This is a genomic window from Shewanella sp. SR44-3 (genome assembly GCF_014163735.1).
Lineage (GTDB): Bacteria > Pseudomonadota > Gammaproteobacteria > Enterobacterales > Shewanellaceae > Shewanella.
The window spans coordinates 1-218 of sequence record NZ_JACJDV010000160.1 but is presented as its reverse complement, the minus strand read 5'-3'; the positions used below and the strand labels follow the sequence as shown (position 1 = coordinate 218).

General features: G+C 47.2%; 1 pseudogene. It reads right to left on the bottom strand.

What is annotated here, in order from left to right:
• Nucleotides 1-218, bottom strand: a pseudogene (locus H5073_RS18675) (transposase); the annotation flags it as partial.

Genomic DNA, 218 nt, shown 5'->3' with positions numbered 1-218 from the left:
AGTGTGCCCACAGGACCATGAAATAGCTTGCCAAATTCAGTGGTGAGTTTGAGCCAGTTATCCTGTGGAATGTTCAATCGCGTGAGTAACTTAGCGCTGTTAGCACTGATTGAACCGCGCTTGTCATTGCGAATAATACGCCCTGTATCATCGACCAACTCCAGATAATCCTGCACCGAAAACGCAATCCCTTTAGGTTGGTTTTTTCGCTCGTTGCC